Origin of the sequence: Burkholderia seminalis, from assembly GCF_001718535.1 — a bacterium.
In the GTDB taxonomy this organism is placed as follows: Bacteria; Pseudomonadota; Gammaproteobacteria; order Burkholderiales; family Burkholderiaceae; genus Burkholderia; species Burkholderia seminalis.
The window spans coordinates 113657-137244 of the sequence record NZ_CP013399.1; the positions used below are offsets into that span (position 1 = coordinate 113657).

The window sequence follows — 23588 nt, forward strand, 5'->3', positions numbered from 1 at the left end:
CCCCTGTCGTGTTCCTGTATACAAACGCCGGCCATGCGCGCGCGCGAACGACAGTTACGCTTTCGGCATGCTCAATACCGCCGACAATCCAATCATCGAAATCGACCCGCGTAAGTCCGCGCGCGCCCTGTTTTTCCAGGGTTGGCGCGTGTCGTCGATCGCGCGCCACATGGGTATCAAGCGCGCCACGGTCGAGGCGCGGAAACAGCGCGACGGTTGGGCCAAGGCCAACCCGATCGATACCATCGAATCGACGATCGAAATGCGCATGAACGCACTGATCGCGAAAGATCAGAAGGACGGGGGCGACTACAAAGAGATTGACCTGTTAGGGCGCCAGCTCGAACGCGTCGCGCGCATTCGGCGATATGGCGAGACTGGCAAAGAAGGCGACTTGAACCCGAACATCGCCGCTCGCAACGAGGCGCCGAAGCGCAAACCGGCGAAAAACGAGTTCAGCGACGAGCAGCGCGACCGGTTGCTCGAAGCGTTTCGCGATTCGCTGTTCGACTACCAGAAAGTTTGGTTCCGCAACGGCCATCAGCGCACGCGCAACATTCTCAAATCGCGGCAGATCGGCGCTACGTGGTACTTCGCGCGCGAAGCACTGGCCGACGCGATCGACACTGGCCGCAATCAGATTTTTCTGTCGGCCAGTCGCGCACAGGCGCACGTATTCCGCTAGTACATCACGCAGTTTGCGCGCGAGGCGGCCGACGTTGAATTGACCGGCGATCCGATCGTGCTGCCGAACGAGGCCATTCTCTACTTTCTCGGCACGAATGCGCGCACCGCGCAGAGCTATCACGGCAACTTCTATTTCGACGAGTATTTTTGGGTTCCGCGGTTCAAGGAACTGAACAAGGTCGCGTCCGGCATGGCCATGCATAAGCAATGGCGCAAGACGTACTTCTCGACACCGTCGAGCATCGGGCATGAAGCGTTCCCATTCTGGAACGGTGCGCACATCAATCGCGGCCGCGCCAAGGCCGATCACATCCACTTCGAGGTCACGCACAAGGCACTGTCGCGCGGCCGGCTCTGCGAGGATCGGCAGTGGCGCCAGATTGTCACCGTCGAGGATGCCGCGCGCGCCGGCTGCACGCTGTTCGACCTTGAGGAATTGCGGCACGAGTACAGCGCCGAGGAATACGCCAATCTGTTGATGTGCCAGTTCATCGACGACACGGCGTCAATCTTCACGCTCGTGAACCTACAGCGCTGCATGGTCGACTCATGGGAGCTATGGGAGGACTTTAAGCCCCTGACGGCCCCCTCTCGGCCGTTCGGCTACCAACCTGTCTGGGTCGGCTATGACCCGGCGCTGTCTGGCGATAGCGCGGGCTGCGTCGTCGTTGCGCCGCCGATCGTCGACGGCGGCCCGTTCCGCGTGCTGGAAAAGCACCAGTGGCGCGGCATGGATTTCGAGGCGCAAGCCGAGTGCATCAAGAAAATCACTGACCGATACCGCGTCGACTATATGGCGATCGACACAACGGGCATCGGGCAAGGCGTGTATCAGCTCGTGAAGCAGTTCTATCCGCGCGTCGTCGCGTTCAACTATTCGCCCGAGGTAAAGGGCCGGCTCGTGCTCAAGGGGCTGTCCGTCGTCGGTAATGCACGACTGCAATTCGACGCCGGATGGACCGATATGGCCGCCGCGTTCATGGCGATCAAAAAGACCGTGACGCCGAGCGGGCGCAACGTCACATACGAGGCATCACGCAGCGAGGAAACCGGCCATGCTGATCTTGCATGGGCCGTCCTGCACGCGATTTCTAACGAGCCGTTAGAAGGCACTGCGGCACGCAAAAAAGGAAAGGTGGAGATTTACTCATGAAGAAACACACGACGCACGCGCAGCACGCGAACAATGCACCGAGCGCGGCCGACGCGTCGCGGCCGGCGCAGTCGACCGCATTCACGTTCGGCGATCCCATGCCGATCATGAGCCGGGCCGAACTGCTGGACTACGCCGAGCTTGTGACGATCAACGGATGGTATGAGCCGCCCGTGAGCTTCGCGGGCCTGTCGAAGATTTTCCGATCCGGCACGCATCACGCGTCCGCGATCTACTTCAAACGGAACGTGCTCGCGTCGACGTTCATCCCGCATCCACTGATGAGCCGCGAATCGTTTCGGCGATGGGCGCTCGACTGGCTGATTTTCGGCAACGGGTATCAGGCGCCCGTGCGAAACCGCATGGGAGGCGTCATGCGATACGAGCCGCCGCCGGCGAAGTACATGCGGCGCCGCGTCGACCTGCAAACCTACGTGCAAACGAACGGCTGGCAGGCCGTGCATGAATTCGACCCTGGCTCCGTTCACCACCTGATCGAAGCCGACGTGAATCAGGAGATTTACGGCGTGCCGGAATATCTCGGTTATCTGCACGCGGCAATGCTGAACGAGTCGTCGACGCTGTTCCGACGACGCTACTACGAGAACGGTAGCCATGCCGGCTTCATCCTGTACCTGACTGATGACAAGGCCGAGCAGCACGATATCGACGCGCTGCGCGACGCGCTGAAGAGCGCGAAGGGGCCGGGCAATTTCCGAAACCTGTTCTACTACGCACCGGGCGGGAACAAGGACGGGATGCAGTTAATTCCCGTGTCGGAAGTGGCCGCGAAAGACGAGTTCTTCAACATCAAGAACATCACACGCGACGACTTGCTCGCCGCACATCGCGTGCCGCCGCAATTGCTCGGTATCGTGCCGAGCAACACGGGCGGGTTTGGTGCCGCCGACACGGCGGCTCGCGTGTTCGGCCGTAATGAAATCGAGCCGCTGCAGGCTCAGTTCACTGCGTTCAACGAGTGGGCGGGAGATGAGATTGTGCGATTCACTCTCTATAGTATCAACGCGGCGTGACCAGCATTGACCTAAAAATATAAAGCAAATCTGACATATCGGGCCGTGCTATCAGGCCGGGCGACTAACGCCCGGCCACCTTTATGTCACGCTCAATTTAATGCTTCTTTGAATCAGCGTCAGATCCAAAAACTATATTCCACATTTCAGAGCCGGGCTTAATAAACGAAGTTTTTATGTTAATTAAATTATCGAGATAGGAAATTGCTCTGCGCACCTCAAGACCGAATTCCGAATGTCGATCTTTTTCCGAAAGCTCTATATATGATTTGCTGAGGCTACTTCTTTGCTCGAGTAGGTTATTTACTTGTGCCGCCAACGTCGGACCGCGATAATCGGATACGAGCACGGGACGCTCTGAGCTATATTGATCCTCAAAGGTCATTTGCCATACTCCGTCCTTAACCCGAACCGCCTCGCCATTTTCCGAGAAATCATATTTCCCGGAATCGGAAATCATCCATTTATGTGTCGCATTCGTCTCACGCTGCAATTCGTCCCGAACCTCCTTCGCTTCTTCGATCGAAGACTCTGGCATCTTTCGATCCAGAAACTTTGACGCGTATTTCAGAAACTGGTCGCATTGATACATATGCAGAGGTGCTTTCGCAGCATCCCACAGTTCTTGCCTCAGCTCCGGAAGTGGACCGATGGTTTTCCCGCCGACACGTTGCCACCAGTCATCTTTGACATCATCAGTAACGAAGATAACTGCCGATTTTAGATTCGACGTTCGTTGCAAAATTTCGAGCCAGAGAATAGCGTCGCCATACTGCTGAACCCCACCCTTTTCCTTATCACGCAAACCCGGCGGCTTAGAATTATCGAAACGGTTCTTTGCCTCATCGATAAGCTTCTTGTATTGCGCTGGCTCAGGTCGCTCACCCACCTTACTGGCGAATATCTCAGTTAATCGCTCCAATACTGGATCTCGCCCAGATATCCAATCCGGATGCTTATTCTCCTTGGATTCCAGCTCCGAATTCAATTTTTCGAATGTATTGTCCAATATATTCGCAATATCATCGACATCAATCCCGGGATGGCGGCGAAAACCATTCAGAGTCTTCCCCAAATCTGCTCGTGCCCTACCAAGCTCTTCGCGAAGTTTCGCATAGCCCAATACGGCCGTACTCATTACTTGCGCTCTATTTTGAAAAAATTCCAAACCCACTTGGTACGGAATCCAAACTCGATCTCGCAATGCCTCCAATGTTTGGATAAAGGTTTCTCGCGTGTCATCGGTATATCTATACAGATTCAGTAGCGCATTGGCATCGAAAACGAACGTTCCGTCTGCCCACATTCGGTCAATTTCTTTTTGTTCGGGGCGATAGTGTCCCGTAAATACGTCCTTCATACCCCATCCCTCTCGTTTCAATCACGACTTGCGCACATCAACTATCGACGATCCTACCGCAGTTCAACAAAAGACTGTACCGATGCTTCGGGTTTATTAGCCGTTGAGCCCTTAGTACTCGCTCCGTAACATCACATGATATCGAATACTGTAATCGCGGTCCTCACCTTAGGCATGTGATTGCAGGCTGCTAGCGCCGCGAGATGCAGCGTCTTGCCGTGGGCATTGCCTTGCCCCTGCAAGCCGGACAGAGGGGCGAAAATCGATCGGCCGGCCCGTGTTTGCACCAAGGCTGGTGTTCGAGCCCCCGATCCATGTCCCGAAAAAAGCAGTCCCCTCCCCGCCTGCCCGCCTCCCTAAATGGGTCGTTTTTGATGCACCGGGCGCCAACCGCGTATGCGCCCGCCGGCGCGGGGCTCCGCTGATTTCATATGATGGAAAAATGATGCGGTTTGCTGCAAAAAATCGACAAAACTACTTTAACATGGCCGAGCCACTGAGGTGTCAGCGACAAGTGGTGTGCTCACGCGGCTTGCGGTACATTTGCCAACGCCTCCTCTGAATACAACCTTTAACGCACAACACGCCAACGCGGAAACATGCCATGAGCGACGCAGAGATCGACGAAAATGATCCTGACGACGGTTTGCCGACGCCCGAAGCATTCTGTCTGTCAGTCCCGCCGTACAAAAAATTTGCATTTGACGATACTGAACCAAATCCGTTTTTTAGGCTTGAGCATTACAAAGGTACGTTAGATTGTTACTGCGAAATATGCGGTCGCCACTCTGTTTTTCATCGATTGGGCGATATAAAATACGCCCAGCACCATCATTTGTCAAACTATACTTTTAATCTATCTTTTGGATGCTCGAGAGATTTCTCTCATCAAATCATTTTTATATTTAGATCGCATCAAGGTCAATTGGAGAAAATTGGCCAATATCCTTCGATGGCGGATTTGGATACGCCAGATTTACATAAATATCGAGCTTTACTTGGCAAAGATCAGTTTCGCGAACTGGCGCGCGGCGTTGGTCTAGCGTCGCATGGAGTAGGAGCTGGTGCATTTGTTTACCTGAGGCGAGTTTTCGAAAACCTTATAAATGCCGCGAAAGGCGTTGCTTCCCAGCAAGCAAATTGGGATGAAGACGCTTTTCGAAATGCACGCATGGACGAAAAAATTCGCTTACTCAAAGACGAGCTACCAGAATTCCTTGTTGAAAATAGAAATATTTATGGAATAATGAGCGTCGGAGTTCACACTCTTTCCGATGAGGAGTGCCTTTCAGCGTTTCCCGCCGTGAAAGTCGGTATCGAGCTGATACTCGATGAAATGCTGGAAAAGAAGGAGCGGGAAAAGAAAATTTCTCATGCCAGCAAAACCATAGCGTCACTCTCCGCAGCTCTAAAAAAAACTTGATATAGGATGGGTGATCAAATGGCGCGTCGACCGAGTGTGCCGGCCCACGCGCCGGAATTTACCCGCCGCGTCGCGCGGAACGTGCTTCGAAATCGTCGATCAGCCACGACGCGCCTAGCGCAAGCGCAGCATTCCGCGACACACCCGTCGCCTTCGCGACCTGATCGACACGGGCGAGCAATTCAGGATCGATATCGATGCTGATTTTGACCTTGGGCCGCCGCGCGGCCGGCTTGTTGCTCGGCGTTGCTGGCGTGTCGGCGCGCGCATCGGGCGCACCGGCGATGAAAGCTCCGATCGCCGCGTCGTCACGGACGGCCGGCTTTCTCGAAATAGTCATTTGAACCCCTCTCTAATAGATATCGTTTCGATACCGTGTCGATATCCGTTCGATATCGACACGGTATCCGTTAGCGGGCGGCCGCCTGCACCACGCCGAACACGGCGTCTTGCAGACGCTCGATTTCCGCACACGCGACCGGATCACGGCGCGGCATTTCCTCGACGTGCAGGCCGGCCGCGCTCGCGTTCGCGAACGCCTTGCGGCGGTGGATTCGGTACGGCAGCAGTTCCAGGCTTTCATAGCTGGCGATCACCGACTCGGCGTCGCGGTTGTCCGCGCCCTGCACGTCCGCGCAATTCAGGAACGTGCACGCGCGCAGCGAGCGCACCTTGCGCGCTTCGTCGAGCAGCTTTGCCATGTCGTCGAGCGCCCACACGTCGAACGAGCGCGGCATGACCGGCACGAGCACCACGTCGGCGGCCATCATGGCCGCGCGAAACGCGCTCGAATCACGGCCGCCGGCGTCGACGACAACATGATCGAACTGCCCGGCATGCTTCGCCAGCTCCGCATGCAGTTTTGCCCCGTCATCGTAGGCCGCCGCCGCGATCGCAGGCCGCTGCCCGTATGCGCGTGCAGCCATCGCCGACGCGCTCGACTGCTGGCGATCGCCGTCGACGAGCCACACACGCGCGCCGGCGACCGAAATGCCGGTTGCGAGCTGTACCGCGATCGTCGATTTGCCGACGCCGCCTTTCGGATTTCCCACGACAACAATCATTGCTCACCCCTATATAGAAACGATATCTAGTCGATATCGACGCGATATCACCCCGGTATCGCGTCGATACCGCCTCATTGCGCGGCCGCTATACGTCGAGCCGCATCTGTCCGCCCGCTCGTGTCCGCGGTTGCGGCGGTTCGGCGGGCGTCATTTCGAGCCGTGCGCGGTAGGTATGCCCGCACACGACGTTGTCGCACTGGTAGTCGATTTCCCACACAAGGGGGTCTTTCTGTTCCAGCGATCGCGCGATGCCGCGCGCGCCGCAATGCGGACAGGCAATCGTGAACCTCATCGCGCGCACTCCATCAGGCCGAGCGACGTGCGCGAATCGACGTAACCGTGCAGGCGTGTCGACGGCCGCACGTCGAGCGCCACGTCGGCGCGCGGGCACGAGGCCGGCGATAGCGAATACAGAATCTCGAGCCCGGCCGGCGACCGAAATTCGCACGCGTCGCACACGAAGTAGAGGCGCCGCATCGTCGCGGACATGCCTTCCGTATGGCGTGCTTCGATCTCGTCGCCGCAGCACGGGCAATCGATGGTCATTCGTGACATGGTTTTCCTCGCTCTACAGGTTCCGTTGACCCCGTTTCGCGTCGCTCACGTCCCCGCTGACGCTGTTTCCACTGCCGCGCGCTGCGCGGGCGCCCGTATCGGCTATCCGGTGCAATTTGTTGCAACCCGAGCGTTTGTTCGTTGGTTTGGCCCTTGATGACGCGGGTGGGATATGCGTCCTTTTCATGCGAAATGTGGCGACTTCAGGGTGCCGAGTTGCCTGCAGCCGGCCCTTGCCGCTATTGGGGTTGCACGCAATCGGCCTGTTCGCGAGCCCTCGATCTTTTATCTTTCTTCCGCGCTAACCGGCATTTTCTGGGCGATTCAGTCGGTTACGGTACTGCTAGCCGGCGCGCTGTCGCCCGCCTCGGCCAGCATCTTGAGCACGGCGGAGCGGATCTGCTCTTCGAGGTAGGATCTCGATCGACGATCGCCTCATATGCATGCGGAAGCCTAACCGAGCATGTGCATACCGGAATCGACATAGTGCGTGCCGCCCGTGATCGCCCGTGCGCCGTCGCTGGCAAGAAACGCGCAGAACGCACCGACGTCGTCGATGTCGAGCGCGTGATGCAGCGGTGCCCGGCGCGCGGTGTCGTCAAGCAGCCGGCCGAAGTCCGGCAGGCCCGACGCCGCGCGCGTCGGCAGCACGCCCGGCGAAATCGCGTTGACGCGAATGCCCGCGCCGCCGAGTTCGGCCGCCAGGTACCGCACGCTCGCCTCGAGCGCGGCCTTGACCGGCCCCATCACCCCGTAGTTCGCGACGACCTGCTCCGCGCCGAGATAGCTCATCGCCATCAGGCTCCCGCCGCGCGTCATCAACGGCTCGGCCAGCCTCGCCATCCGGATGAACGAGTGGCACGAGGTATCCATCGCGAGCGCGAACCCTTCCGGCGAACTGTCGACCACGCGGCCCTGCAGATCGGCCTTCGGCGCAAACGCGACCGAATGCAGCACGAAGTCGATCGCGCCCCATTGCGCCGCAAGCGCGTCGAACACCGCCGCCATCTGGTCCGGCCGCCCGACGTCGAGCGGCATCCGGATCGGCGCGTCGAGTTGCGCGAACAGCGGCTCGACGTGCGGCAAGGTCTTGTCCGACTGCCAGGTCACCGCGAGCGTGGCGCCCGCCCGGCAAAACGCGCGCGCGCATCCCCACGCGATGCTCCGCTCGTTCGCGATGCCGACGACGAGCCCCCGCTTGTGTCGCAATGTCATGTCGCCCCCCGCCGGCCTAGCGTTGCGCCGCGATCCATCGCGCGATGTCGGGCCACACCGTCTTCAGCGTGCGCGTCCCCATGAACAGGCCGATATGGCCGCCCGGCACGAGCCGGCTCTCGATCCTCGACGCAGGCGTTCCGAGCAGATCGCGCGCGCCGAACACCTGCTCCGGCGTTGTGATGTCGTCGGCCTCGCCGGCGAGCAGATAGGCCGGGCATGCGATGTCCTTCAGGTCGAGCGTGCGCCCGAGGGCGACGAACGAGCCCTTCGCGAGCCGGTTCTCCTTGAAGATCTGCCCGATCGCCTGCAGGTACCAGCGTCCCGGCAGGTCGATCGGGCTTTCGTACCAGTTCGCGAACACCTCGCGCTTGCGCAGGTATTCGGGATCGTCGAGATGCTCGTACAGGTCGACGTGCTCGGCGAGATAGTGCTGGTCGGGATGCATGTTCTTCCAGCCGCGCAGCATGAAGCGTCCGCGCATCAGCCCGCCGCCCATCGCGACGAGTTCCTCGTAGAACGACGTCGGATACGTGTGCGCCATCCGCTTGATCGGGCCGTCGCCCGCGTCGGTGTCGATCGGCGAGCCTGCCAGCACGAGGCTCGCGACCTTGTGCGGGAAACGCGCCGCGTACATCGCGGACATCCAGCCGCCCTGACACAGGCCGACGAGATTCACGCGGCCGCCGAGTTCGTCGACGCACACGTTCAGCTCGGCCAGATACTGGTCGATCTCGAGGTCCTTCATGTCCTCGGTGGCCGAGCGCCAGTCGGTCAGGTACAGACGCGTCACGCCGTGCTCGCGCAGCGTCTGCATCAGGCTCTGCCCCGGCTGGTAGTCGGCGATCATCGCGCTGTGCCCCGCGTACGGCGCATCGACGATCGTCGGCAGCCCATGTGCCGGCGCGGCCGAATAATCGCGGAACGTCATCGTCCGCAGCTCCAGCAACGGCCGGTTCGCGGATGCCAGCGCCGGATGCGCTTCGAAATGGAGCTTCTCCTCTTCCGAGAGGAAGCGGAGATTGCGCGCCGTGATCTCGGAGCCGGCCGCAAACATCGCCGTGGCGGCGGCCATCGGCCAGAAAATCGGCAGCGCGGGGGCGCTGACGGCAGGGGAAGACGTGTCGCGTGCTGTCATCGGAGGTCTCGCGAGGTCGGATACGGCGTGGAAGGGATTGCGTCGTCCAGCACGCGGCGCGTGTGCCGCGCGATCATCAGGTTCTCGTCGGTCGGGATCACGCGCACCGTCACGCGCGACGCGTCGCTCGAAATCACCGGCAGGCCGGCGGCGTTCGCCGCGTCGTCGAGCACGATGCCGAGCCACGCCGCGCGGCTGCAGATCCGTTCACGCACGCGCGGCGCGTGCTCGCCGATGCCTGCCGTGAACACGAGCGCGTCGAGGCCACCGAGCACGCCGGCCAGCGCGGCGAGTTCGCGGGCCGCGCGATAGGCGAACAGCTCGACCGCATGCGCGGCCGACGGCGCGTCGCTCGCGAGCAGCGTGCGCATGTCGCTCGACACGCCGGACACGCCGAGCAAGCCCGATTCGGCATAGATCAGATGCTCGACCTCGTCGAGCGACCGGCCGGCGTGACGCTGCAGGTACAGGATCACGCCCGGGTCCAGCGCGCCCGTGCGCGTGCCCATCGGCAGTCCGTCGACGGCCGTGAACCCCATCGTCGTCGCGACGCTGCGGCCGTTCGCGAGCGCACACAGGCTCGCGCCGTTGCCGAGGTGCGCGACGACCGTCCGTTGCCGCCCCCACGACGGATCGAGGGCCGCGAGCGCCGTCGCGATGTACTCGTACGACAGCCCGTGAAACCCGTAGCGCACGATGCCCTGCTCGGTCAGCGCGCGCGGCAGCGCGAACTCCCGTTCAAGCGCCGGTACCGTCGCATGGAACGCGGTGTCGAAACACGCGACCTGCGGCAGGTTCGGCGCCACGGCGGCAACCGCGCGGATCGCGTCGACGTGATGCGGCTGGTGCAGCGGCGCGAGCGGCGAAAGCGACGCGATCGCATCGAGCACGCGCGCATCGATCCGCACCGGCGCGGTGAAATACGGACCACCATGCACGACCCGGTGCCCGACGCCGTCGAACGCGGCCTCTCGCCCGACGTGAGCGGCGAACCACGTGTGCAGCGCCTCGATCGCGCCTTGATGCCCCGGTCGCGCGACGGCGCTGTCGGCGAGCACCTCGCCGTGCGCATCGGCCACGAACAGATGCGGTGTGCCATGCAGGTTCTCGACCTGCCCGTGCAGGCCCGCATCGAGCGAGCGATCCTCGTGCGTGTCGTAGACCGAGAACTTGAGGCTCGACGAGCCGGCGTTGAGCACCAGGACGGGATGTCGCATCGCGGCGCCGTCAGTGCGTGCCGGCCGCAACCGCCGGCGTGGCCACGGGCGCCGCCGCTGCCGCGACGAGCGCCGCGACCGCGCAGCTCGCCAGGCGCGTGCGTTCGCTGTCGGCGCGACTCGTCAGGATCACCGGCACGCGCGCGCCGAGCACGATGCCGGCCGCATCGGCATTCGCCAGGAACGTCAACTCCTTCGCGAGCATGTTGCCGGCCTCGAGGTCGGGCGCGACGAGGATGTCCGCATCGCCCGCGACCTCGGAACCGAGATGCTTGAGGCGCGCGGCCTCCGGGCTGATCGCGTTGTCGAACGCGAGGGGCCCGTCGAGCAGCGCGCCGGTGATCTGGCCGCGCTCGGCCATCTTGCACAGCGCGGCCGCGTCGAGCGTCGACGGCAGCTTCGAGCTGACCGTCTCGACCGCCGACAGGATCGCCACCTTCGGCCGGGCGATGCCGAGCGCGTGCGCGAGATCGATCGCGTTCTGCGCGATGTCGGCCTTCTGCTCGAGCGTCGGACGGATATTGACGGCCGCGTCGGTGATGAACAGCGGCTTGTGGTAAGTCGGCACGTCCATGATGAACACGTGGCTCAGGCGCCGCCCGGTGCGCAACCCCGTATCGGCGCGCACCACCTCCGCCAGCAACTCGTCGGTGTGCAGGCTGCCCTTCATCAGCGCCTGAGCGTCGCCCTCGCGCACCAGTTCGACGGCGCGTGCCGCCGACGCATGACTGTGCGGCGCATCCACGAGCCGATAGCCGGACAGGTCGACACCGAGCGTCGCGGCGAGCATCGTGATGCGCGCCACCGGGCCGACCAGGACCGGCACGACGATACCGGCCCGAGCGGCCGCGGCCGCCGCATGCAGCGATACCTCGTCGCAAGGATGCGCGACCGCGACCGTCACCGGGCGTAACGCGCGGCAACGCGCAATCAGCGCTTCGTATTTCTGATGCGTGCGCAACTCGGTCATCGACTGCCCCTTTGCAAGGATCACGTGAACGGATTCTGGTGCGGGACCGGGCGACGTCGTTTGATTTCAGTCAATCGTTTCAGGTGAAGTCCCGATAGCATGAAGCCGCACGATGACATCCGGATGGCCGCGACGCCCCTCCCTGACATGCACATACGCGAAATCCGCTCGAAGATCGCCAGTACCTCGTCCACGCGCAAGATCACCAAGGCGATGGAAATGATGGCGCGCACCAAGATGGCGAGCGCGCAGCGACGCGCGCGTGAGTTCCGCCCGTACGCGGCGCGCATCGGCGCGATGGCGGAACGCGTGCTGCGCGACCGTCCCGACTACGTATCGGCGCTGATGGCGCGACGCGATACCGTGCGCCGCGTCGGCCTGATCGTCGTCAGCACCGATCGCGGGCTCTGCGGCCCGCTCAATGCGCGGCTGCTGGTCGAATGCGTGGATGCGCTCGAACGCTGGGACCGGGCCGGCGTCGCATGCGAACTGAGCGTGATCGGCGCGCGCGGCATCGCGCCGCTGCTGCGCCACGGCGCGACCATCACGGCGCGCGCGAGCGGCCTGGCCGCCGAGCCGCACTTCGAGCAGTTGCTCGGAGCGCTGCTCGTGCCGCTGACCGCGTTCGTCAACGGCGAGCTCGACGAAGTGCACGTCGCGTACAACCGGCTGACGAGCCCGCTCGCGTACGAACCGCGCATCGATGCGATGCTGCCGATCGCGGGGCTCGACACCAGCGCGCCGACCGACGGCGCGGCCGCGTCCGATTATCTGTACGAGCCCGCGCCCAAACCCGTCGTCGACACGTTGCTGCTGCGCTACGTCGAGGCGATGCTCTATCAGGCTGTCGTCGAGAACTACGCGTGCGAGCAATGCGCGCGGATGTTCAGCATGCAGACCGCGACTGACAACGCCGACCGCGTGTTGCGCGAACTGAGGCACCTGTATCAGAAGACGCGACAGGCGCAGATCACCACCGAGCTGTGCGAAATCGTCGCCGGCGCGGCGGCGGTCTGAAGGAGTCGCATGAAGACGTCGATGAGGCTCGACATCGTGAGCGTGGAAGCGGTGCTGTATGCCGGCGACGCGCATTTCGTCGTCGTTCCGGGGGAAAGCGGAGAACTGGGGATCTATCCGCATCACGCGCCGCTGCTCACGCGGATCCGGCCGGGCGTCGTGATGCTCGTCGATGCGCCGACCGGCGAGCATCGCCGTCTCCTCGTCGCGGGCGGTGTGCTGGAGGTCAGCCGCGACGGCGTGACGCTGATCGCCGATCACGCATTGCGCACGCCCGAACTCGACGATCTGCGCGCACGCGAAGCGCGGCATGCGGCCGACGACTGGCGCCAGCGCTACGAGCACGAAAACCGGCGCGCGTTCGATTTCGCGTCGGCCCGCACGGAATTGATGGATGAGATCCGGCGCTTCTTCGCGCTGGCACTGCGGCAACCCGCATCGCGGGAGTGAGTTGACCTGACGGCAGTAGTGAGAAGCATGGCATCGCAATTGGATGGGATTTTTCCATCGCCCACCATTATTTTTGTTTTGGACCTTGGTCCGCGAAAGTCTCCCCGCCCTTCCTCGACGTTGGAGCAGCCCGAACAGCCCGAGCGGGTCTGCATGAAGACGCAGCGCGAAAACGCCGTTCGCAGGGGTGTCGATTTCCGCCGAATCCCGGCCCGGAACGGCCGCCGCCCGGCTCACGCGTGCGGCAACGCATCCGCTTCGTCTGCCAGCCTGCCGAGCGGCACGAAAATGTAGCCCTTCCCGCGCACGGTGCGAATGTAGCGATAATCGCCGACCGCCTGCTCGACCAGGTTGCGCAGCCGGAAGATCAGCACGTCGAGCCCGCGCTCGGAGCGCCCGGCCACGCTCAGCCCCAGCAGCGCGAGAATCTCCGCGCGCGACAGGACGCGCATCGGCTGCGAGATGAACAGCGCGAGCAACGCGAATTCGCTGGCACGCAGCCCGAGGTCCTGTCCCGCGCGGGTGGCGCGCCGCGTGACGAAATTCACCTCGATGTCGCCGAATGCGTACGATTCGGGATTCACCGGCGCGCGCACCGACACGGGACGGTTCGGCGCGTAGCGGCGCATCGCGCTGCGCACGCGTGCGATCAGTTCCATCGGGTCGAACGGCTCCACCAGATAGTCGTCCGCGCCGATTTCGAGCGCAACGACCTTGTCGAGCACCTGCGCGTCGCGGCTGATCACGATCACCGGCATGTCGTGACCGGCGCGCCGCAGCGCACCGAGCGCCATGTAGAACGTCGTGGCCGGCCGTTCGACCCGCATCACGATCAGGGTGGGCGGCGTGGCCGTCACGTGCGCCAGCAGCCGCGACGCGTCGTCGAGCGCCGACGTGGCGATCTGGCAGCCGCGCAGGAGCGCGCGGATCCGGTCGCCCATGCGCGGATCGGGCTCTACGACAAGAACGTGGGTGGCCATGGAAAATCGTCCAGCACGACGGCCCGCACGGCGTATCGCGACGTCACGCCGGCCCGCCTTCCGGCCGGAACGGCCGGGCGCGGCCTGCACGAACCCGCGAACGTGCGGCGCAGCCAACTACACATGCATGCAGCAATCGAGACTCGTCAGTAAATAGCTCAGGCTCTTGCGGATCGACGCCTCGACGTCCCGCACGTCGCGGGCCGCGGGCGACTGGCCGAGGAGCGTCGCGACGATATCGAGCGCTTCCCACGGATGCCGGTCGTCGTAGTCGGCATGCAGTTTGAGCCAGCGCATCGCGCGATGCCGCACGGCCGGGTCGAACTGCCGTTCATACGGCGATGCGCACAGCAACGCGCTCCACTCGCCGGTCACGCCTTCGATCGCGTAGTTGGTCGCGGCGATGCTCGGCGCGAGCGCGTCGGCGCTGCTGCTTTTCCAGCACCAGTGGCTCAGCGCGAATCCGTCCAGCGGCGCATCGCCGTGCAGCAGCATGTCGATCGTCACGCCCGATTCCGCAGCCCAGTTGGCCCAGTGATCGACGTGGTTCTGCTCGACGCGGATATTGCGGATCAGATAGCGTCGCGCCTTCTCGTCGCCGCGCGACCGATAGGCCGCGGTCTTCACCAGGTTCATCGCCATGTATTCCGGAAACTGGCTGACCACCGCCCAGCCGGTGACGAAGAACGCGCGCAGTTGCGACGCGCGCAGCGTCCCGCCGCTCATCGCCGCGAACACCGGATGCGCTCGGACACGGGCCTTCAACTCGTCGGTCGCGCCGACCACGTCGCGCAGCCATGCCGGATAGCTCGTCAGGTCCATCAGGTCGCCGGTCAGTTCAAATGGAGCACTCATGCGTTCGTTCCTCGCTTGGTTCAATGGAATCCCCCTTCCTGCCAGGGTGCGGGGCGGCTGAAGTAGTAGCCCTGGCAATAGTCGACGCCCAGCGCGCGAAGCATCTCGGCCGTCGCCTCGTCCTCGACGTGCTCGGCGACGGTGCGGTACTGCATCACGTGAGCGATGTCGTTGATGGCGGACGCGATGCCGCGCTTGACGCTGTCGGACGTCATGGTCGCCACGAGGCCGCCGTCGATCTTCAGGTAGTCGATCGGCAACTGGCGCAGATACGAGAACGACGACATGCCGGCGCCGAAGTCGTCGAGCGCGAAGCGGCAGCCGAGGTCGCGCAGCTCGTGCATGAAACGCGACGCGACCTCCAGGTTGCGGACCGCGCTCGTCTCCGTGATTTCGAAGCACAGCAGCGTCGGGTCCAGCCCCGACGCCGACAGCTCGGCGATCGCGAACTCCACGAAGCGCTCGTCGGTGATCGACATCGCCGACAGGTTCACGTTGTATTCGACGTACTGGCGCCGTTCGAGCCGCGCGAGCCGCCGGATCACGTTACGCACGACCCAGCGGTCGATCATCGTCATGTGGCCGTAGCGCTCGGCGGCCGGCAGGAAGACCGGCGAGATCAGCTTGCCGTCGGCGTCCGGGATGCGCAGCAGGATCTCCGCGCGCTCCTGCGCGCCGTGCACCGGCTGGATCGGCACGATGCGTTGCGCATACAACTGGAACGAATTCGTTTCGAGTGCCGTCTTCACGCGGCGGCTCCACTGCATGTGGTACGCCTGGCGTCCCGAGTTCATGTCGCGCGAATCCGCGATGTGCACGCGGTTGCGGCCGCGGTCCTTCGCGATGTAGCACGCGATGTCGGCCATCTGCATCGCCTTCTCGACGCTCTCGGGCCGACAGGCGAGATCCAGCACGCCGATGCTCACGCTGATCTTGAACGGCTCGCCCTCCCACAGGAACGTGAAATCCTCGAGACACGCGCGGATGCGCTCGGCCTTGCCGTCGTCCGGCGAGCCGTTGCGGCCGGCCGGCAACAGGATGCCGAATTCGTCGCCACCCAGCCGGCCGAACACGTCGTCGTCCGCGAGACAGCGCGCGAACACCGCGGTCGCGTCGCGCAGCAGCGCATCGCCGGCCGCGTGCCCGCACACGTCGTTGACTTCCTTGAATCCGTCCAGGTCGAGAACCATCAACATGCCGCCGCCGCGGTGGGTCAACGCGTCGCCCAGGCGCTGTTCGAACGCGGTGCGATTGATCAGACCGGTCAGCGCATCGTGCGACGCCTGCCAGGTCAGTTTCTCGATCAACTGGTATTCACGCGTCATGTCGCGCAGGATCAGCACGTAACCGACGCAGCGGCCCGCAGCGTTGTCCATTCTCGACAGCGATGCGCGCACCGACACCGCCGCGCCGCACACGCGGATCAGGTCGAGATCGCGGGTGAACGTGTGATCGCCGCTGTTGCTGAGCGACGCGAGCAGCTTGATCGACATGCCGGTCGACGTATCGATCAGGTCGAGCACGTCGTTGATCGGCTTGCCGACACACAGCCGCGACGGCGCGCCGAGCAGCTGCTCGGCCGCCGGATTGACGGTCTCGATGCTGCGCGTGAGGCCGATCGTGACGATCGCATCGGCCACCGAGCGCAGCGCCGCTTCCGCGAACGCCTGGCTACGGTCCAGCTCGGTCTGCATCGACGCCTGCTGGCGCTGCGCGCGGCTCGCCCATCGCACCGACAGCAGGACGATCAGCAGCGAGGCCGCGACGTACGACAGGAACAGCTGGATGACGGCCGAACGGAATTCGGCGCTCAGTTCGTCGGAAAAGCGTTTCGGCAGCGGCTCGATGTGCGAGTTGAAGTCCCAGACCGCGCGGTTCAGGCGGCTCGTGCGTCGAACGTCGTCCGCCCGCACGGACGCGCGCAGCGCGTTCGCGATCGCGCGCAGGTTGACCAGTTGCCGGTCCGCGTCCTCCCAGTATTGCAACGCGGCGTTCAGGCGCGCGAAGCTGCTCAGGATCGGATAGAACCACACCACCGCGACCGCATCGACGGGATTGATGCCCGCGTCGATCAGCGCCTGGCGCGCCGCGCGGTGGTCCGGCGGCACGCTGATCATCGCGCGGCGGGCGACACCGAGAAACGTGAGGGTGCGGTCAACCGCCAGGTAATCGTCGAACAGCTTTTCGTCACCGGTCTGTCCGTAGCGGGTCAGCAGGATGATCTCGTCCTTCTGCGCCTTCGACCAGCTGCTTTCGCCGCCGACGTACACGCGCAGCGACATGATCACGATCAGGCTGACCGCGACGAACCCGGCCAGCGCGACGATCACGACGACGATCGGCAGGATGCCGAGCGCCGGACTCCATGGCCACACGTGAAACGAGCTGCGCTGACTCTGGAGCTTCGAAATGTTTTCCATACCTGATTGACTGCTTTTCTGATTCTTCTCGATACCGCCGGCCAGCCGCGTCGCGACGCGTCTTGCGCCCGGACCTCGCCCCTTCCCTGCGCGCGACGCGCCGGCGCACACGCCGTCGCGGCGGCACGCCGGTGCCGGCCGCGCGGCAGGAGGCTGCGGCCACTAGGTCGTCCGGACGCGTCGCGACAGCCCGACACCGGCCCCGGTACCGGCATCGATCGCGAGAATGCGGCGCGTTTCGTCGCGGATGACCCGATGGCAGTCGCAGCCCTGCCCTTCGAGACGGGCGAGATCCGTCAGCACGATGGCGCCGCGATGCTGATGGATCAGGCCGAGCTCGTGGAGCTGTCGCACGGTATCCGTGATGGTCTCGCGGCGCACGCCCAGCATCTGCCCCAAAGTGCCGTGCGTGACCGGGATTTCGATGCTGCGTGAGCGCTCGTAGGCGATCAGCAGCCAGCGGCCCACCTGATGTCGCATCACGTGATGGCGGCTGCAGAACATGACCTGCGACGCCTGCGCCAGCACCAGCTGCATCCGCACGAAGACCTGCCGCCTGATCGCCGCCGATGCATCGCACGCGTCGACGAAGCGGCGCGCATGCAGCCGATACGCGAATCCGCCGTGATAGACGACGACGCGGCGCTGCATCGTGCTGCCGATCACGTCGTCGCACACGATGCCTTCGCGGCCGATCTCCGTCACGCCGAGCGTCGTCTTGCCGCCTGTCGTGTATTGAAGCGAAATACCCGCCGTCACCGGGAAATAGACGGCCTCCAGATTCTCGCCGGCGTCGCACAGCAGCTGGCCGGTCTTGAGATTCGAAAGCATCAAATGAGGCGCCAATTCCGCGCGGCTAATTCCGTCGAGCGCAGACAGGAATTGATTGGCACCAAGCGCATGCGGCAACTCGATGACATTGTCGGCCTGATGTATCACGGTGCACCTCGTACGTTGTATTGCTGCCCCTCGGCCACCGAATCTTCATGCAGCGTTAAAACGAACCGGTTTTCCGGTTTTGCCGTTTTCCTTACGGTCTAATTAAACAAAAAGGTATCACGCAGCCCTGTCGTTCGCGCCACTCCGGCTTTGTTACATGAAGTAATTTGACAGTTTCAGGCATTGCCAGAAGATATTTGCATGGTCAATCAATTATCGGAGATTTAAATACCGCCCTTGAAAAGACACTTTCCCGGAGAATCATTGAAAATTCCGAATAGTGGCCAATGCAACGAAATGCAGTTAATTCTGAAAATAAAAATCATTCCTCCATCGAAATAATGCGGACTGAGTGACATATCCCACACTTCTCCAACGGAGAACGTGGAAGATCCATGACGGCGCCTGCCCGGGATGCCGTCGCCGGGCGGCTATCGCGCGCGCTGGCGAGCGGTGATGTCCGCGCTGTCCGCGTCCAGCGACGCTGCGCGCAGTGCGTCCGCCGGATCCGGAAAATCGCGCTGCAGCAATTGCGCGAGCTGGGCATCGCGCGCATCGGGCCCAAGCTGCTGCGCGGCGAGCCGCTCACGTTCGGCCGCATGGTCGCGATAGCGCGCCTGCCACGCATCGTCGTCCTGCCGCAGCCGTACGACGCGTGCGGCGACGTCGGCGCCGAGCTGCGCACGCAGCGCATCGGGCGTCGCGCGCTGCGCGTCGAGCCGTGCAACCGTCGCGACCGCCTCGCGCTGCCGCGCGAGCCGCTCATGCGCATCGCGCATGTCCGGCGGCAACGACTGGTCGAGCGCCACAATGCGTTCGCGCTTCTGCGCGTCGCTCAATGCCGGGTCGCGCGCAATCCGGATCCGGTCGAGGTCGTCGTGCTGCTGCCGGAACTCGTCGGCGAAGAACGGCGCGCTCCAGTCGCCGAGCCAGCGGCTCGCGAGTGCCGCCCGTCGCTCGAGCTGGCCCGCGAGCGCGTCCGGATCGATACGCATGCCGGGCTGCACGGCGCCCGGCTGCGCATCGAGCGCGGCGAGACACGCGCGATAGCGCGGCCACAGGTCGAGCGCTTCGCGCTGTGCCTGCCCGCCGATCGGCTGCGCGGCGACCTCCCGCGCAACCAGCGCGTCGAGCGCGTCCGGCGTCAGGTCGTGCTGCGCGAGCAGGAAGTAATCGAAGAATTCCCGCACCGCACGCCGTTTCGCGAGACGCCCGTCCGGCCCGAGCGGCAGGCGCGGCGCGCGCGAACCCGCCAGCGACGCGGGCGGCGCGACGTCGGACGCGGCAGGCACGGGCCGCGGCACCGCCGCGTCGGACACCACGACGCGCGCGGCAGGCAGCGCAGCGGCTTGCGGCGACGCCGCCGGCCGGTCGAGCGCATGCCATACCGCCGCGGCCGCGAGCACGCCGACGGCGCCATGGAGCACGGTGCGAGACAGCATCGTCCGGACCGTCATCGCTCAAACGCCCTGCAGCTTCAGCCGGTTCGCATGCACGCGCAGCGCGGCGACCGGATCTTCCGCATACGCGCCGCGGATGCCGAGCAACTGATTGATCGCGTCGAAGTGATTCCAGTGGTAGCGCGTCGAGATCACCGTGCCGAACAACGAACTGCAGGTCGACGTGAAGCCGTCGTTCGGCCCCGCGCCGGCCAGCGCCATCACGTTGCCGGCCGTCAGGAACACGAGCGTCGACGGATCCAGCAGATTCGCCGGATCGATCACCGGAATCACGCTGGTATCGACGGCGCCCGTCACGATGCCGAGCAGCGACACCGGCTGATATGCGGCGCCGCTCCATGAATACAGCAGGTGTACGTTGCCGCCGATCGTCTCGGTCGGCGCGCCGGTGCGACAGGCACCGGCGCCGAGGCCGGGGCTCGGGAACAGCTGGTTGAACCGCGTGGTTCGCGCCGTGCCGAGTGCGTCGAGCGCGGCGATCGCATCCTGGTTCGTGTTGTGCGTGTCGCTGGTCAGGATGCCGAACAGGTTCAGCAGCGCACCGAACACCGGCGTCGAGATGCCCGTCGGGTCGAGCTTCAGCGCGGCGAGCACGAAGTCGGCGAACTGCGAGCCGCGGTGCGGCGTCGCGATCGTCGTGACCGACGCGACGAGCGCGGGCGCGACCGACGCCACGTAGCGCGACGTCAGCCCGCCCTGGCTGTGTCCGATCAGGTTCACCTTGGCCGCGCCCGTGACCGCCAGCACCTGCTTCACATAGGCGAGCAGTTGCTCGCCGCGCCCGTTCGGGCCGAGGTCGCTCTGGAACCCCGACAGGTCGGCGACGTAGACCGTCGCGCCATGCCGCTGCAGGTCTGCCTGCATCCCGTACCAGTACGGCACCACGCCGAAATAGTCGTCGGTGCCGGTCAGGCCGTGCACGAGAATGATCGGATAGCGGGTCGCTGCATAGTCGTCGAGCGCGGCGCCGGCCGCTGTCTGCGCACGCGCCGCGGGTGCGGCCAGGCCAACGCCGGCGAGCAGCGCGGCAGCGGCCAGGAACCGCGCGCACGCGCGCGCAAGGCGTCGCAGCGGCACGGCGCGCCGAGCGATATCGATGTCGATGTCATGCATGCGCGTTCCCCATGGTTGCGTGAGCGGCCACGCGCCGCTGCCACGCGATGAACAACGGCGCGCCGACGACTTCGAGCACCGTGAAGCCGACGAACGGCGGCCACGGCAGCCCGAGCGTCGCGAGCGAAATCAGCCGTCCGATGCCGCCGAGGAAGATCATCGTCCACAGCGTCGCGAACAGCCGCCCCTGGCGCTCGATCCCCGGGATCACCGAGAACGCCGCGAGGCCGAGCCCGAGCCAGACGCCCGCGTAGAAGCGCAGGTTGCCGTCCAGCGTCGCGTCGGCCGGCAGCGCGAGGCCGAGCGACGCGTACAGCGGATCGTGGATGCCCATCATGCCGAGCACCCCGGTGATCGACGGGACCAGCGCAAGCACGGCGGTCGCCGTCTGAAGCGCGCGTTTGCTCATTCGAAACCTCCTTGCGTCATCGATAGAAAATGCCCAGCACCTGCACGCTGGTCGACTCCGGCATCGCACCGAAGCGGCTCCACGACGGCCCGCCCTGATGCAGCCACTGCAGCGCGACGTCGAACCGGTCGAAGCGCCGCCGCAGCTCGACCCAGTATTGCCGGCCGCCGCCGAGATCGGCCTGCATGAAGCCCGACAGATCCAGACGGCGCACGCCGATATTGCGCCATGCCGCCATCAGGAACACGCCGTGACGGGTTTGCAGCTCCTGCGCGGCGATCGACGTCTGCACCGCACTGCCCCAGGCGGCCGGGTTCGCGCGCTGCAGCGCGCGCCATTGCGCGGCGTCCGCGCCGCCGCCGTTGCTCTGGAACTCGGCACTCAGCGACAGGTCGATCGGCAGCGTCCAGGTCGCGCCCACCGACGAGCTGGTGCGGAACGCGCTGTCGCCGGCCGCACCGGTCGCGCGCGCGATCAGCGAGCGCCGGTAGCCGCCCGCCCATTCGACGTAGGCGACCACCGAGTTGCCGAGCAGCACGCTCAGGTTCTGGCCGAACTGCGGCGCCTGCCCGCTTTCGCCGTAGACGATCCATTGCGGCTGGATCGCCGTGCTGAGCCGCTGGCTCGCGACCAGCATCCAGCGATCGACGCCGTTGGTACGCTGCAGGTCGGACGATGCGGCCGGGTCGCCCGGCAGGCTGCGGCGCTCGAGCCGCGGCGACAGCAGCGCCGCGAGCGAGCCCGTGTCCCACACCTGCTGCGCGCGCAGCGCGACCGTACCGAGCCGGTTCGTGTGCCGGCTGTCCGGATCGGGCGGCACGTCGAGGCTCACCGCGCCCGCGCGAAAGAAGTCGGTCGGGTTGTAGCCGATCGCCGCGCCGAGCCGCTCGTTGACGCGCCCCGCGTCGACGACGAACGTCGGCGCCGCGCGCCAGCTCGCGTACGCCTCCTTCACGAGCGTCACGTCGCGCGACGACGTGCGCGAGGTCCCGAGCGGATCGAACCGGTCGAAGCGCATCGAGAAGTGCGCGGCGAACGTCGGCGTCAGCCACTGCCCGTACTCGAATTCGACCGACAGCTGGTTGCGCCCGGCGTGCGCGCCGTCGCGATAGCGGCTCGCACGCAATGCGTCCTGCACGTCGAGCTTCCACGGCTTCGCGGTATCGGCCGGCGCGGTGGCGGACTGGTCGGCGAGATCGAGCGCCGCGGCATCGGCCGCATCCACGCCGCCCGCCCCGCTCGTCGCCTCCGCGCCGGCCGGCGCCGCACGCGCCAGCGCCGGCAGCAGCACGAACGCGAGCGCGGCGACCCGGCATCGACGCCGCGCCGTCATTGCGCCTGGAAGCGGGACAGGTAGTCGCGCTGCAGCCATGCATCGGGAATGTCGCGCCATGCGTAGTCGGAGAAACGCATGACCGTGACCCAGTTGCTGTCGAGCCCGTCGATGATGACCGTCTCCGTCGGCCGCTCGACGCCGAGCTGCATCGTGTAGCGCCGGTAGAACGCGGTCTTCAGCAGCCGGTCGCTTTCCGAATAGAAGCGCGCCTTCAGCGGCCGGTTGTTCGCCGCGTCGATCCAGATCTCGATGCGGCGGTACGTGAGCCCGTCGCCGTGGCCGGTGAGCGCGAGCCGGTAGGCGCGGCGGGTCTGCCGGTCGCCGTCGGCGATGTCCTCGACGCCCTTCAGCTCGGCCGTGTAGTCGTGCGCGAGATTGACCGTCACGACGTCGCCGTTCGCGGCCTGCCCGAGCAGCCGCTGGTCGGGCGAGATCCGCACGCTCGCCTGGTTCGCGGGATCGTAGAACCACAGGTCGTTGCCGTTCTTCAGCATCAGCTTGCCCGTGTCGCGCGCCGGCGCGACGAAGCGCACCAGCGTGCGGAACGCGCCACCCGGCGCATCGGGCTTCGAATAGATCGACAGCGTATTGCCGTCCACCTGCTTGCCCGACCGATACTCGATCAGCGTCGCGGTCAGCACGAACGATTTCGCCGGCGCGCGGATCGCGTCGCTCGCCGCGAGCACCTTCTGCGGATCGGGCGCCGGCTGCGCGTGCGCGGCGCCGGCCAGGAACGAAAGACTCAGACAGCATGAAACGAACAGGCGACGCACGTGCGCTCTCCCGAAAG

Annotated in this window: 22 protein-coding genes and 1 pseudogene; 6 read left to right on the top strand and 17 right to left on the bottom strand. The window is 64.5% G+C overall.

Going from position 1 to position 23588, the window contains the following annotated elements; genetic code table 11:
• The first annotated feature begins 67 nt into the window (after positions 1–67).
• Positions 68–1840 (top strand): annotated as a pseudogene (locus WJ12_RS16425) (terminase ATPase subunit family protein).
• Positions 1837–2874 carry a phage portal protein gene (locus tag WJ12_RS16430; RefSeq protein WP_059561035.1) on the top strand — a complete coding sequence of 346 codons (1038 nt, stop codon included), beginning with the start codon at positions 1837–1839 and terminating at the stop codon, positions 2872–2874. Before WJ12_RS16425 ends, WJ12_RS16430 begins: the two are co-directional and overlap by 4 nt.
• Positions 2875–2971: 97 nt before the next feature.
• On the opposite strand, the gene WJ12_RS35915 is transcribed toward WJ12_RS16430, so the two are convergent.
• Positions 2972–4234, bottom strand: coding sequence for a PIN domain-containing protein (locus tag WJ12_RS35915; RefSeq protein ID WP_156444819.1), 1263 nt, complete (start codon positions 4232–4234; stop codon positions 2972–2974).
• A gap of 604 nt (positions 4235–4838) precedes the next feature.
• Between WJ12_RS35915 and WJ12_RS35920 the strand changes: the two genes are divergently transcribed.
• Positions 4839–5657 carry a short-chain dehydrogenase gene (locus tag WJ12_RS35920; protein ID WP_156444820.1) on the top strand — a complete coding sequence of 273 codons (819 nt, stop codon included), beginning with the start codon at positions 4839–4841 and terminating at the stop codon, positions 5655–5657.
• Between the two features lie 197 nt (positions 5658–5854).
• Positions 5855–6001, top strand: a complete 147-nt coding sequence (locus WJ12_RS36620; RefSeq protein ID WP_197423890.1) for a hypothetical protein — start codon at positions 5855–5857, stop codon at positions 5999–6001.
• Between the two features lie 66 nt (positions 6002–6067).
• Here the strand turns inward: WJ12_RS36620 and WJ12_RS16440 are convergent, their stop codons facing one another.
• From WJ12_RS16440 to WJ12_RS16470, 7 genes are all read right to left on the bottom strand, one after another.
• Positions 6068–6721, bottom strand: coding sequence for an AAA family ATPase (locus WJ12_RS16440; RefSeq protein WP_059561038.1), 654 nt, complete (start codon positions 6719–6721; stop codon positions 6068–6070).
• 88 nt (positions 6722–6809) lie between these two features.
• Complete coding sequence (locus WJ12_RS16445; RefSeq protein WP_059561353.1) at positions 6810–7016, bottom strand: Ogr/Delta-like zinc finger protein; 207 nt, start codon at positions 7014–7016, stop codon at positions 6810–6812.
• Entirely contained in the window at positions 7013–7279 is a 267-nt protein-coding gene (locus tag WJ12_RS16450) for an ogr/Delta-like zinc finger family protein (RefSeq protein WP_059561041.1), read from the bottom strand. Before WJ12_RS16450 ends, WJ12_RS16445 begins: the two co-directional genes overlap by 4 nt.
• A gap of 453 nt (positions 7280–7732) precedes the next feature.
• Positions 7733–8494, bottom strand: a complete 762-nt coding sequence (gene fabI, locus WJ12_RS16455) for an enoyl-ACP reductase FabI (RefSeq protein ID WP_034190077.1) — start codon at positions 8492–8494, stop codon at positions 7733–7735.
• 16 nt (positions 8495–8510) lie between these two features.
• Complete coding sequence (locus WJ12_RS16460) at positions 8511–9632, bottom strand: alpha/beta fold hydrolase (RefSeq protein WP_059561043.1); 1122 nt, start codon at positions 9630–9632, stop codon at positions 8511–8513.
• Complete coding sequence (locus tag WJ12_RS16465) at positions 9629–10849, bottom strand: acetate/propionate family kinase (protein WP_034190102.1); 1221 nt, start codon at positions 10847–10849, stop codon at positions 9629–9631. Before WJ12_RS16465 ends, WJ12_RS16460 begins: the two co-directional genes overlap by 4 nt.
• 10 nt (positions 10850–10859) lie before the next feature.
• Positions 10860–11819 carry a phosphate acetyltransferase gene (locus tag WJ12_RS16470; protein WP_059561045.1) on the bottom strand — a complete coding sequence of 320 codons (960 nt, stop codon included), beginning with the start codon at positions 11817–11819 and terminating at the stop codon, positions 10860–10862.
• Positions 11820–11966: 147 nt separating this feature from the next.
• Here WJ12_RS16470 and atpG point away from each other — a divergent pair, with 147 nt between their 5' ends.
• Both atpG and atpC read left to right on the top strand, forming a co-directional pair.
• Positions 11967–12836, top strand: coding sequence for an ATP synthase F1 subunit gamma (gene atpG, locus WJ12_RS16475; RefSeq protein ID WP_059561356.1), 870 nt, complete (start codon positions 11967–11969; stop codon positions 12834–12836).
• A gap of 9 nt (positions 12837–12845) precedes the next feature.
• Positions 12846–13286, top strand: a complete 441-nt coding sequence (gene atpC, locus WJ12_RS16480; RefSeq protein WP_059561048.1) for an ATP synthase F1 subunit epsilon — start codon at positions 12846–12848, stop codon at positions 13284–13286.
• 233 nt (positions 13287–13519) lie between these two features.
• On the opposite strand, the gene WJ12_RS16485 is transcribed toward atpC, so the two are convergent.
• The 9 genes from WJ12_RS16485 to WJ12_RS16525 form a co-directional block, all read right to left on the bottom strand.
• The gene (locus WJ12_RS16485; protein ID WP_034190072.1) at positions 13520–14266 is read right to left on the bottom strand and encodes a response regulator transcription factor; all 747 of its coding nucleotides are present in this window, start codon (positions 14264–14266) and stop codon (positions 13520–13522) included.
• A 117-nt stretch (positions 14267–14383) separates the two neighbouring features.
• On the bottom strand, positions 14384–15121 hold the full coding sequence (locus WJ12_RS16490) for a TenA family transcriptional regulator (RefSeq protein WP_034190071.1): 738 nt from the start codon (positions 15119–15121) through the stop codon (positions 14384–14386).
• A gap of 20 nt (positions 15122–15141) precedes the next feature.
• The gene (locus tag WJ12_RS16495; RefSeq protein ID WP_059561050.1) at positions 15142–17541 is read right to left on the bottom strand and encodes a putative bifunctional diguanylate cyclase/phosphodiesterase; all 2400 of its coding nucleotides are present in this window, start codon (positions 17539–17541) and stop codon (positions 15142–15144) included.
• Positions 17542–17703: 162 nt separating this feature from the next.
• Entirely contained in the window at positions 17704–18480 is a 777-nt protein-coding gene (locus WJ12_RS16500; protein WP_049033390.1) for a Crp/Fnr family transcriptional regulator, read from the bottom strand.
• Between the two features lie 431 nt (positions 18481–18911).
• The gene (locus tag WJ12_RS16505) at positions 18912–19922 is read right to left on the bottom strand and encodes a lipase secretion chaperone (protein WP_226103831.1); all 1011 of its coding nucleotides are present in this window, start codon (positions 19920–19922) and stop codon (positions 18912–18914) included.
• Positions 19923–19940: 18 nt separating this feature from the next.
• Positions 19941–21053, bottom strand: coding sequence for an esterase/lipase family protein (locus tag WJ12_RS16510; protein WP_080287901.1), 1113 nt, complete (start codon positions 21051–21053; stop codon positions 19941–19943).
• The gene (locus WJ12_RS16515; protein WP_059561056.1) at positions 21046–21462 is read right to left on the bottom strand and encodes a DUF4345 domain-containing protein; all 417 of its coding nucleotides are present in this window, start codon (positions 21460–21462) and stop codon (positions 21046–21048) included. Before WJ12_RS16515 ends, WJ12_RS16510 begins: the two co-directional genes overlap by 8 nt.
• Before the next feature lie 16 nt (positions 21463–21478).
• The gene (locus WJ12_RS16520; protein WP_059561058.1) at positions 21479–22795 is read right to left on the bottom strand and encodes a hypothetical protein; all 1317 of its coding nucleotides are present in this window, start codon (positions 22793–22795) and stop codon (positions 21479–21481) included.
• Positions 22792–23571, bottom strand: a complete 780-nt coding sequence (locus tag WJ12_RS16525) for an outer membrane lipoprotein-sorting protein (protein WP_034190065.1) — start codon at positions 23569–23571, stop codon at positions 22792–22794. The genes WJ12_RS16520 and WJ12_RS16525 overlap by 4 nt, the downstream gene beginning before the upstream one ends.
• Between the last annotated feature and the right edge of the window lie 17 nt (positions 23572–23588).